Origin of the sequence: Bacillus sp. IT-79MI2 (assembly GCF_949768135.1) — a bacterium.
Taxonomy (GTDB): Bacteria; Bacillota; Bacilli; order Bacillales; family Bacillaceae_G; genus Bacillus_A; species Bacillus_A pseudomycoides.
This window is the reverse complement of record NZ_CATKPV010000139.1, coordinates 168,096-179,262: the sequence shown is the minus strand read 5'-3', so window position 1 is coordinate 179,262 and position 11,167 is coordinate 168,096. Positions and strand designations below refer to the sequence as shown.

The following is an 11,167-nucleotide window of genomic DNA, read 5'->3' as shown; positions in this document are numbered from 1 at the left end:
ATTGATGATAATGGCAGATTTAGCTTTTGTCAAAAGAAGATGCATCTTCTTTATGAGCTGGTATATTTAATAAACTAAATAACAGTGCAGTAATGGCAAATGTGAAGGAGTCTACGAGGTATAGAACAATAGCCCCTAAACTTGCTACTAGGATGCCTGAAACAGCAGTACAAATTAAATCGATCCCTTGATAGGAAAATGAGAAGAGGGAATTTCCTTTTAATAATTGTGTTTTATTCAATAGAAGAGGTAAAGTCTTTGTTTGTACGGGATATGTGAATTGTTCAATAAAAGCTACGATTGGCATAATGATGAGTACAAGTTGGATTGATAACATGTCGAAGTAGTATGTAATAGGGGTGATTAGAATTAGAATACATTGTGAAATTTGTGTAATGATGAGAGTGTTTTTTATTGACCATCTATCAACGAATGGGCCAGTAAGAAATTGAAACGCAGAAGGTAATAGTGTAACAAAACCTGCTAAACCCGTGTGAAAGGCATTGCCACCAAGTTTATATACGAGCCACATCGCTGCTACGTAATACAAGCTATCCCCGATGTTTGTGAAAATTCTTCCTAAAAATAGCAGTAAAAAATTTCGGTTTTTTAATATGTCCATTTTTTCTGTAATCTTTTGTTCATATTCCGTTCATATTTCTTTTTTAAGATGAGTACATAGAAAGAAAGAAAGAGGAAGGAGCGAGCGAAATGTTTTTAGCTCTACGTGAATTAAAACAATCAAAATTAAGATATGGATTAATCGGGCTTATTATGGTTTTATTATCATTTTTAGTCCTTGTAATTTCTGGGTTAGCAAATGGTTTATCGTATGATAATGCCTCTTCCATTCAAAATATGGATGCAACAAAATTTGTATTAGCAGATGATGCGGAAAATAAATTACTCCGTTCACAAATAAAGAAAGAAGATGTGGATGATGTAGTAGGGCAAGTAGATGCAAACGATGCTGTGCCATTTCATGTGAAAGTTTCTACGTATGAAAAGAAGGATAGTTCAAAAAAGGTTGATATTGCGATTTTTGCAAGCGAACGTGACACGTTCTTGGAACCAAAGATTGTACAAGGGAACGCATTAGGAACAGCACAAGATGAAATGGTTGCTGACGAATCGATTAAAGAAAAAGGCATAGATATTGGAGATACAATTATCGATCCTGTTTCTAAAAAAGAATTCAAAATCGTTGGCTTTACGAAAGATCAAATGTTTAGTCACACACCTGTTGTTTATGTGAATCAAGATGTATGGGGACAAATTGCGCAGCCAAATCAAAAGGACTATAGTGCAATTGCACTTCGTACGGATAAAGAAGTGAAAAATGCACATGTGATTGAGAAAAAAGAAGTTCTTCAAAGTATCCCAGGGTATAAAGAAGAACAAGGAACATTAACAATGATTATTGCGTTCTTGCTTGTGATTGCTGCTTTATTAATCGGTGTGTTCTTCTATGTCATTACACTACAAAAAACACAACAATTAGGTGTACTAAAAGCGATTGGAACAAAAAATTCGTATTTAGCAAATAGTTTAGTTGTGCAAGCATTATTCCTATCTGTTGTCGCAATGGCGATAAGTATTGTACTCGTAGAAGGTTTGCAAAGAATATTGCCAGAAAGCATGCCGTTTTTATTAACAACGACAATGATTGGTCAATATGCAGGAATCTTTATTGTAATTAGTATTCTTGGAACACTTATTTCCTTATATCAGGTATTAAAAGTTGATGCACTAGAAGCAATTGGAGGTGGCATGTAATGACATCGCTATTAAAATTAGAGGAAGTTAGTAAAGTGTACGGAGAAGGGGATACAGAGGTAACTGCTCTACATCCAATTTCACTTAATGTGAAGGCGGGAGAGTTTATCGGTATTGTTGGCCCTTCTGGATCAGGGAAAAGTACTTTGTTATCAATTGCTGGTGCTTTATTATCACCATCAAAAGGAAATATTTACATTCGTGAACAAAATATTACGCGTTTATCAGAAAAGGAAATGACAGATATTCGTTTAAGAAAAATCGGGTTCATTTTTCAGTTTGCAAATCTTGTTCCCTATTTAAATGTAAAAGAACAATTACTCTACATTGCAAAATTAAAGAAAGAAGACCGAAAAGAATCTGAAAAGCGTGTCGATCATTTGTTAGCTGCATTTGGACTATCTCAGAGAAAAAATCATTATCCAAATCAATTATCTGGCGGAGAAAAACAAAGGGTTGCAATTGCTCGTGCTTTCATGAATAATCCGGATTTAATATTAGCGGATGAACCAACAGCAAGCCTTGATTCAAAACGCGGACGCGAAGTTGTCGAAATGATGAAACGAGAAGTGAAAGAAAGTCAAAAAGCAGCAATTATGATTACGCATGATGAAAGAATGCTGGATGTATGTGATCGTATTTTAACATTACGTGACGGAAAGTTAGTATAGGTATTATAAGAAAAAGCACAGGGTGGATTCCTGTGCTTTTTTGTACATGATAATTCGTTTAGACTGGTTTTGGAATTAAATGTTATAATAGTCTTATTATTCCGTTTTTTTATAGAGGAGGAGGATAAAATATGGAGAAAAAAATCATACATATGGAAGGGCTTATTGTCTTAATAGCGACCATTTATATATATGCATTAAATGAATTTAGCTGGTTCATATTCTTCTTGTTGCTTTTAGTACCTGATGTTTCAATGCTAGCATATCTTATTAATAATCGTATTGGTGCGCAGATTTATAACCTGTTTCATACTTACATAGTATCAATATTACTGATTTTGATTGGCTTAATTTGGACAGCTCATATTGGAATGGATCGTCTGTTCGGATATGGTCTTAAATATCAAACGGATTTTAAAGATACGCATATTCAAAAGTTATAAGATACAGTAGGAATAAACGTTTACAATACATATAAATCTTTTTATGTACCAAGCTATATTCATTTTAAAATCTAATCACGACAAAGAGGGATAGGTATATGAATAATGATATGAAACGATATTTAATATGCACGTTCATATTTACATGGATACTCTGGGGACTATTAATTAGCTTGATAAAATGGGACATTACCACATTCGGTACTCCATTAGCAATGATATTGTTTGTTTTCGGAGGTATCATGCCAGCAATTAGTGCAATTAGTTTAAAGAAAAAATATGGATCAAAAGAGGAGTTTAGAGTTTTTATCAAAAACATTGTTAACGCTAAACATCATTTTGCATGGTATATTCTGATCATTGTTCTAGCTTTTATTAGCTGTTATCTGCCAACGCTATTTGGTGGGGCAACGATGCAAAAGCCATTATACGTTGCATTACTTAATTTTCCAATAATGATTATTGGTGGTGGAGTTGAGGAAATCGGATGGAGGGGATTCTTGCAACCTGCACTTCAAAAAAGGTTTTCTTCATTTTTAAGCACCATGATTGTGAGCATAATATGGGCTGTTTGGCACCTGCCGTTATGGTTCATTCCAGGCACTAACCAGACTCAAATAAACTTTATATACTTTATAATCACGATAATTGCCGTATCCTTCATATATACTACAATTTACAATGCAACTAAAAGTATTTTTATGTGTCTAGTTTTCCATGCACTTATGAATTCCTTTTGGAGCGTATACGTGCCAAATGATAAGATTTTACCAGCCTGTTCAACTCTTATCTTTGGAATTTGCGTCTTTATAGTGTATAAATTAGTGATAAAAAGAAAAAGTACCTTATTAACAGGTTAACAAAGATAAAGCAAGGAAACCTATTTCGAGTTTCCCCTCATCAAACCTTACGTCCCCTATTAAGGGATATAACTTACCGACATGTTATATCGTGGATTTTAAATGCGGCTCTCTGGGTACAGTTTTATTTTGCGAACGCTGTCTGAAGCGTGATAAAGCGATTTATTCATGATGGGGAAATGACGCAAATGGAACTCGATGTAATAGCTGATGATAAAAAGAATATTCTTGTCGGTGCAACAGAGTACATGGAATATTCTATAGAAGGAACAAACGAAGGGCATACATATAATGCGGGGAATCCTCCAAAATTTGAAAGGGATCAAACGGTATATGTGCGCCATAAAGGAGAAATGAATTTACATCCAGGTTTAACACAGATTGTTCATTTTTCAGCTAATAAATAGTTTAGAAAAGTAGTATGAAAGTAATAATGTATATCTTCTATATAAAAAGGGCTTTTATGTTATGATAAAGCTCTTTTTTGTGCGTTTATAAAAAAGTGAGTGAAATGTTAGGGGGAATCATGTTTTTTAAATCATTAGAGTCGCTTTACTACGATGAATCAAGTATACTGAGAAATGTTTCCTGAAAATAATTCAGGCTAAAAATCCATTAGGGTTGTTTGGTTACTGAAGACTTTTCTAATAAAAGTGTAAGAGTTATGATTAGTGAACAGATAATGCTTGATGGATATTTGAATTACCATTTTAATTTTAGATAAAGAGTAAATAAGGAGAGTTAGTATGAATTTAGCGAAGTTTCCTAGAAAGAAATACACAGAATCATATACGCCAATCGAAAAATTAAATCACTTTTCTGAAGTCCTAGGAGGACCTTCTATTTACTTTAAACGAGATGATTTACTTGGTTTAACAGCTGGTGGAAATAAAACAAGAAAATTAGAATTCCTTGTGGCGGATGCACAGGCGAAAGGTGCAGATACGTTAATTACTGCTGGCGGTATTCAGTCCAATCATTGCCGATTAACATTAGCGGCTGCGGTAAAAGAGAAAATGAAATGCATTCTTGTATTAGAAGAAGGACTTGAACCAGAAGAAAAACCAGACTTTAATGGGAATTACTTCTTATATCATTTATTAGGTGCTGAAAATGTAATCGTTGTGCCAAACGGAACTGACCTTATGGATGAGATGCAAAAAGTGGCCAAAGAAGTAACTGAAAAAGGGCATACACCATACGTCATTCCAGTTGGAGGATCCAATCCTACCGGTGCAATGGGATATATTGCATGTGCAGAGGAAATTATGGCTCAATCGTTTGAGCAAGGGATAGATTTCAATGCGGTTGTTTGTGTAAGTGGTAGCGGTGGCATGCATGCTGGTTTGATTACTGGATTTTATGGAAGACAAACAGGGATCCCGGTAATTGGAATGAATGTGAGCCGCGGAAAAGCTGAACAAGAAGAAAAGGTATGTAAGCTTGTGCAAGAAACTTCAGCGCATGTTGATATTCTAAACAGTATTCCGCGTGAGGCCGTGACATGTTTTGATGAATACGTTGGGCCAGGATACGCTTTACCAACACCTGAAATGGTAGAAGCTGTTCAGCTTTTAGCAAAAACAGAAGGAATTTTACTGGATCCAGTATATACAGGGAAAGCAGGAGCTGGACTGATAGACTTAATCCGAAAAGGTACATTTAAGAAGGAAGATAATGTTTTATTTGTACATTCAGGTGGTTCACCTGCTTTATATGCGAATACATCGCTATTTTCCTAAAATAAAAAATCAGCACCGAAATATGTGGTGCTGATTTTTTATTGGCTATGAATGAAAAGAAGTATAATTACCTCCCCGTCTCAAAAAACTCAATCCATTCCCCACCAGGACCAGAGAAGAAAATGTAACGTGTTCCATCAGGCGATGTTTCAATTGCCTCTTCCAATGAATCTACTTTGAAGCAAATATGGTGTACTTTTCCTCCTGTTGGAAGAGAAGGGTTATAGCCTTCAATTAATTCAAAAATTGTTTCTTGTGATTCTTCTACACCTAAAAAAGCAAGTTGTAAGTTTGGATTTGGATGTCCCATACGTTTGATAAGTTTTAGTCTAACTACTTCTTCATAAAATGAAATAGATGTTTCTAAGTTGGAAACCATGATTCCAACGTGTTCTATTCTTCTTACTGGCATATTGATTTCTTATTTCCATAAATTTCATATGTATCATAATATTGAAAATTAAGAAAATAAGCAAGATAAAAACCTTGCAAATTTTATGACGTTCTATGATATAGTGAGAAAGTATGTTTGGAGAGAAGGAAGGAAATTATTATATGAATACAACTTCGCAAACTCCTTCATTAACGGAAACGATGAAAGAGTGGCATCAGGCGTTAGCATATGAGATTAAACATTGGAAAACGATAGGCGGTAGTAAGCTATCTATTATAAATGGCCGTTTTTTATATACAGATTATGAGAGTACAGTGTATGTATTTCAGCTTATTTCGGAAGTAAGCTTACCTGATGGTACACCAATCCGAATTGAATTTGATGGTGAGGAAGCAACAGGAGAAGTGCTATCTGTACATGGATTAGAAATCGAACTGAAATTAAATGATTATATACAAGGCGAAATAAGAGAAGCGATTTTATATAGTGAACCATGGCAGTTATTAGAGCAATTACAAGAGCGGTTGAAAGAAGTTCGAAAAGATAAGCAAAAGCGTCAGCGTGTAAAACGTCTTTTGGATGGAAAGAGTGCGCCAAAGCATATTGAAAAGATGAAAAATCCGAAGAATGAACTTGCATATCGTTCTTTTTATAATCCGACAACATATGTTTGGGGACCGCCTGGAACAGGGAAATCTTATAACTTATCACGCATTATCTCGGCTCATTATCAAAAAGGAAAATCAGTACTTGTACTTGCTCACAGTAATGCGGCAGTTGATGTATTAATGAGTGAAGTAACAAAGCAAATCGAAAAGAAAGAAAAATGGACACCAGGAGAAATCGTCCGGTATGGATTTAGTCAACATGAACATATACGTAACCATGAAACGTTGCTTGCTTCTAGATTAGTGGAAACAACGAATGGGTCATGGGGAGAAGAAAAGCTCTATTTAGAGGAAATGCGCCAAGATTTACGTCAAAAAATCTTATCTTATAAGGCGACTGCTTCTGATAAGAAACGTATACAAGAAATTGAAGGCGATCTCAGAAAGCAAAGAGCGAAAATTAAAGAGGTAGAAAGAGAATATATTGAAAATGCACAGGTAATTGGTGCAACGCTATCTAAATGCGCAATTGATTCTCTTGTTTATGAACGAACATTTGACTTAGTTGTTGTAGATGAAGTGAGTATGGCATATGTGCCACAAATCGCATTAGCTGCTTCTCTTGGTAAGCGAATTGTCGTTTGTGGTGATTTTTTACAGTTACCTCCAATTACGATGGCAAATCATGAGCTTGTTAGAAAGTGGCTCGGGGAAGATATGTTTTATCATGCGGGGATTGTGCAATCGGTAAATAGTTATGAAAAGCATCCGAATTTATTTATGTTGCAAGAACAAAGACGTATGCATGCAGATATATCTAAATTTACAAACTCATTTATTTATAAGAATAGAGTGTTCGACCATCCTTCTGTTTCGGCAAGGCAAGAATTAGCGAAATTACAGCCGTTTGCAAATGAAGCGACAGCTCTGTTTGATACAAGTTTAATGGGAGCTTATTCTTTAAAAGATGCCGCTTCTGGTTCTCGTTTTAATATTATGTCCGGTTTAGTTGCAATGCAAATGATCTTAATTGGATTATTAGATGGGGTGCAATCGATTGGAGTTGTAACGCCATATCGGGCACAGTCTCGGTTCTTATCAACATTTATAAGAGAAGTATTGCAAAAAACAAAGTATCGAAATACACCTGTTCTAGCAGCGACAGTTCATAAATTTCAAGGATCTGAACGAGACATGATGATATTTGATACGGTAGATAGTTATCCGCAAGAGCGCCCTGGCGTGTTATTCTTTGATCATAAGAATCATCGTCTTGTAAACGTTGCAGTATCAAGGGCAAGAGGGAAGTTCATCCAGTTATCGGATTGTCAGTATATGCGGAAAAACCTTTCTAGAAAACAAGCGCTATCTCACTTAACTGCTCACATAGAAAGACACGGAAATGTATATGATCGTACAACATCGCGTCCATTGTTAGAACGAAAAATTACAAAACGCTTGAGATGGTTTATGCAAATGAATTTGGAAGAGACGAAAGCATTATTAAAAGACATTCTGTCAGCAAAACAAAAAATTATTATTTCGCTTCCAAGTACAAGACAAGTAGATAAAAGGGTATGGCAGGCGTTAATGCGTACAACAGCGCAAGTAACAATCTATAGCGATGGACCAATTCCATTAAAAAATGTGAGAGTACAAAGGCAAAATAAATCACTCCCATTTGTATGTATTGATGATGAAATCTTTTGGGTAGGTGCTCCGTTAACATCGCAAATGATGTTTGAAGGAAGTCCGGAATTCCCTTTTATAAGTGCGAGAATGCATGCACCTGAAACGATTGGCGTTTTAAAAGGTTTTTTAGATATTCGTTAAAATCGGATCGTAATTCCTTGACATTTAGTCGGAATAAAACTAGAATGAAAATAATTTAATGCAATTTTATGAAAATAAAAATGATTTTCTTATCACGAGAGGTGGAGGGACTGGCCCTATGAAACCTCGGCAGCGGATTCGATATGAATACTGTGCCAATTCCAGCAAGTGAAAGACTTGAAAGATAAGAAAGAAGGCCATTTTTGAATCTGTATTTTTTAAGCCTCTTTCTATCTTTTGGAAAGAGGCTTTTTTATGTGCAAATTTAAAGGAGGAATAGGGAAATGGGAACAACACAAGTAACGTCACACCGAAATAGCATTACTGAAAGTATAGAAAGAAATAAAGAAAAATACTTACAAACAAGTCATGATATACATGCGAATCCTGAAATTGGAAATCAAGAATTCTTTGCATCTAGAACATTAAGTTTACTTTTAGGGAGTGCAGGATTTCAGCTTCAGCACAATATAGCAGGGCATGAAACAGGATTTATCGCACGGAAAAGTTCAGGGAAACAAGGACCCATAATTGCCTTTTTAGCGGAGTATGATGCTTTGCCTGGATTAGGCCATGCGTGTGGTCATAATTTAATTGGCACAATAAGCGTTGCGGCAGCGATTGCATTATCGGAAACAATTGAAGAAATTGGTGGTGAAATCGTTGTATTTGGGACACCAGCAGAAGAAGGTGGGCCGAATGGAAGCGCAAAAGCAAGTTATGTGAAAGCAGGTTTGTTTAACAATATTGATGCAGCACTTATGATTCACCCTAGCGGAAAAACAGCAACGACAAGTCCTTCACTAGCAGTTGATCCACTTGATTTTCATTTTTATGGAAAGTCTGCACATGCGGCTGCTTCCCCAGAAGAAGGAATTAATGCGTTAGATGCAATTATTCAGCTTTATAATGGCATTAATGCACTTCGCCAACAACTTCCATCAGATGTGAAAATTCATGGTGTCATTACAGAAGGAGGGAAGGCACCAAATATTATTCCAGATTACGCATCGGCACGTTTCTTTATTCGCGCAGCAACACGTAAAAGATGTGCTGAAGTAACTGAAAAAGTACGAAATATTGCGCAAGGTGCAGCGCTAGCAACAGGAACAACAGTAAAAATTAATCAGTTTCAAAATGAAATCGATGAACTATTAGTGACAAAAACATTTAATGAAGTGGTTGCGGAGGAATTAGAAAACCTTGGTGAAAATGTAAATCGTAAAGAGAGACTTGGAATCGGTTCAACAGATGCAGGAAATGTGAGTCAAGTCGTACCAACGGTTCATCCTTATATTAAAATTGGGCCGGATAATTTAGTTGCACATACGAATGAATTTAGAGAAGCAGCTCGTTCGGAACTTGGCGATAAAGCATTAGTTACATCCGCAAAAGCATTAGCGTATGCAGCATATCGATTAATTACAGAAGAAGGAACGCTTGATCAAATTAAGGAAGAGTTTAAAGAAGCACAGAGAAATCAATAATGTGATTCATATTGTGGAGGTGTTCGTTTGAAATTTTATTTATAATACAGCTAGATACATAGAAAAGGGGAATTGTTCATGCAAATAACAAATGAACGAGCAATGTTACGATTAATAGATACAAATGATGCCGAAAAATTATTTTCAATTGTGGAAGGGAATAAAGAAATATGGACGTATTTAATAGCTAAAATGGATAGCTATCAAGATATGGAGCGATATGTTGAAACGGCAGTAAAACGATATGAAAAGGGAACGGATTTACCATTTGTTGTTATAGATCAAAAAACGAATGAAGTTGTAGGCAGTACACGTTTGTACAGTATTTCAAATAATAACAAAACGGTTGAACTCGGCCAAACTTGGTATCATCCGAGTGTACAACGAACAAGTATGAATACGGAATGTAAGTACATGTTATTGCAATATGCGTTTGAAGAATTACAAATGCTGCGCGTGCAAATAAAAACAGACTTGCGAAATGAAAAAGCACAACGAGCAATTGAACGGCTAGGCGCAGTAAAAGAAGGGATATTACGAAATGAGAGAAGGTTACCAAGCGGTTATATAAGGGATGCGGTAGTATATAGCATCATTGCAAGCGAGTGGCCAATCGTGAAAGATCGATTACTGTACAAAATGGACCTGTATAAATAGGAGGCAAACATGACAAATATTGAAACAAAAAGACTAAAGATGATTCCTTTTACATTAGAACTTGTTGAGGCAACGATAAAAGGCAGAGAAGAGCTGCAAGAAATCATACCATATAAAATATCTTTAGAATGGCCAATGCCTGATTATAAAGATATTTTACCATGGGTTGCGGAAGGTTTACGGAAAAATCCAAAGCAAAGTAAGTGGAGTGGACTCATTATTCATAAGGAAGACAATATCATTATTGGTGAAATGGGCTGTAAAGGTGCACCGGATTCAACTGGTACAGTGGAGATTGGATATAGTATCGTATCAAATTATCAAGGAAATGGTTATGCGACTGAAATGGCGCGTGCGTTTGTAAAATGGTTGCAGCAGACTGAAGAAGTACAAACAATTCAAGCGGATTGTTTAACGAGTAATGCCGCTTCAAGTAGAGTGTTAGAAAAAGCCGGTTTTACATGTGTGCTTGAAGAACAACATATGAAATATTGGATTGTAAAGTGAAGTGGAAGAGGTATACGTCCCTAAGAGGGAAAAATATACCTCTTTTTCTTACAAAATGATTACTTCTTTTATATACTTTTGTTTCATCATTCCCTTCTGTGAAAAAATTCGTTACAATGGAGTTGTATGAGAAATTTTGTACATAAATTAAATTCATAAAATATGAACCACAAAAAATAGTAAATTAAA

The 11,167-nt window shown here is 35.6% G+C and carries 10 protein-coding genes, 2 pseudogenes and 1 riboswitch; of the genes and pseudogenes, 10 read left to right on the top strand and 2 right to left on the bottom strand.

The genetic code is table 11. The features are described from left to right. Positions 1-34: 34 nt before the first annotated feature. A pseudogene (locus ACM6HU_RS28380) lies at positions 35-622 on the bottom strand (MFS transporter); the annotation flags it as partial. An 89-nt stretch (positions 623-711) separates the two neighbouring features. On the opposite strand from ACM6HU_RS28380, the gene ACM6HU_RS28375 reads away from it, so the two are divergent. The 6 genes and pseudogenes from ACM6HU_RS28375 to ACM6HU_RS28350 all read left to right on the top strand — a co-directional run bounded on the left by ACM6HU_RS28375 (position 712) and on the right by ACM6HU_RS28350 (position 5,492). Beyond that, positions 712-1,776 carry an ABC transporter permease gene (locus tag ACM6HU_RS28375; RefSeq protein ID WP_016115344.1) on the top strand — a complete coding sequence of 355 codons (1,065 nt, stop codon included), beginning with the start codon at positions 712-714 and terminating at the stop codon, positions 1,774-1,776. Further along, complete coding sequence (locus tag ACM6HU_RS28370; RefSeq protein ID WP_016115343.1) at positions 1,776-2,447, top strand: ABC transporter ATP-binding protein; 672 nt, start codon at positions 1,776-1,778, stop codon at positions 2,445-2,447. The genes ACM6HU_RS28375 and ACM6HU_RS28370 overlap by 1 nt, the downstream gene beginning before the upstream one ends. A 131-nt stretch (positions 2,448-2,578) precedes the next feature. Continuing rightward, positions 2,579-2,890, top strand: coding sequence for a DUF4260 domain-containing protein (locus ACM6HU_RS28365; RefSeq protein WP_016133053.1), 312 nt, complete (start codon positions 2,579-2,581; stop codon positions 2,888-2,890). 98 nt (positions 2,891-2,988) lie between these two features. Next, on the top strand, positions 2,989-3,750 hold the full coding sequence (locus tag ACM6HU_RS28360; protein ID WP_242227267.1) for a CPBP family intramembrane glutamic endopeptidase: 762 nt from the start codon (positions 2,989-2,991) through the stop codon (positions 3,748-3,750). Positions 3,751-3,905: 155 nt separating this feature from the next. Next, positions 3,906-4,157: pseudogene (locus ACM6HU_RS28355) on the top strand (DUF4073 domain-containing protein); the annotation flags it as partial. Between the two features lie 339 nt (positions 4,158-4,496). Further along, positions 4,497-5,492 carry a D-cysteine desulfhydrase gene (locus ACM6HU_RS28350; RefSeq protein WP_275857967.1) on the top strand — a complete coding sequence of 332 codons (996 nt, stop codon included), beginning with the start codon at positions 4,497-4,499 and terminating at the stop codon, positions 5,490-5,492. Positions 5,493-5,559: 67 nt separating this feature from the next. Here ACM6HU_RS28350 and ACM6HU_RS28345 read toward each other — a convergent pair whose 3' ends face one another. Further along, on the bottom strand, positions 5,560-5,904 hold the full coding sequence (locus tag ACM6HU_RS28345; protein ID WP_016133049.1) for a VOC family protein: 345 nt from the start codon (positions 5,902-5,904) through the stop codon (positions 5,560-5,562). 113 nt (positions 5,905-6,017) lie between these two features. Between ACM6HU_RS28345 and ACM6HU_RS28340 the strand changes: the two genes are divergently transcribed. The 4 genes from ACM6HU_RS28340 to ACM6HU_RS28325 all read left to right on the top strand — a co-directional run bounded on the left by ACM6HU_RS28340 (position 6,018) and on the right by ACM6HU_RS28325 (position 10,978). Next, positions 6,018-8,327, top strand: coding sequence for an AAA domain-containing protein (locus ACM6HU_RS28340; RefSeq protein ID WP_016133048.1), 2,310 nt, complete (start codon positions 6,018-6,020; stop codon positions 8,325-8,327). Positions 8,328-8,413: 86 nt separating this feature from the next. Continuing rightward, a riboswitch (SAM riboswitch) is annotated at positions 8,414-8,518 on the top strand. A 93-nt stretch (positions 8,519-8,611) separates the two neighbouring features. Then, positions 8,612-9,814, top strand: a complete 1,203-nt coding sequence (locus ACM6HU_RS28335; RefSeq protein WP_016115334.1) for a M20 family metallopeptidase — start codon at positions 8,612-8,614, stop codon at positions 9,812-9,814. Between the two features lie 78 nt (positions 9,815-9,892). After that, positions 9,893-10,471 carry a GNAT family N-acetyltransferase gene (locus ACM6HU_RS28330; RefSeq protein WP_016115333.1) on the top strand — a complete coding sequence of 193 codons (579 nt, stop codon included), beginning with the start codon at positions 9,893-9,895 and terminating at the stop codon, positions 10,469-10,471. A gap of 9 nt (positions 10,472-10,480) precedes the next feature. Further along, positions 10,481-10,978: a GNAT family N-acetyltransferase gene (locus ACM6HU_RS28325; protein WP_016115332.1), complete on the top strand. Its 498-nt coding sequence runs from the start codon at positions 10,481-10,483 to the stop codon at positions 10,976-10,978. The last annotated feature ends 189 nt before the right edge of the window (positions 10,979-11,167 follow it).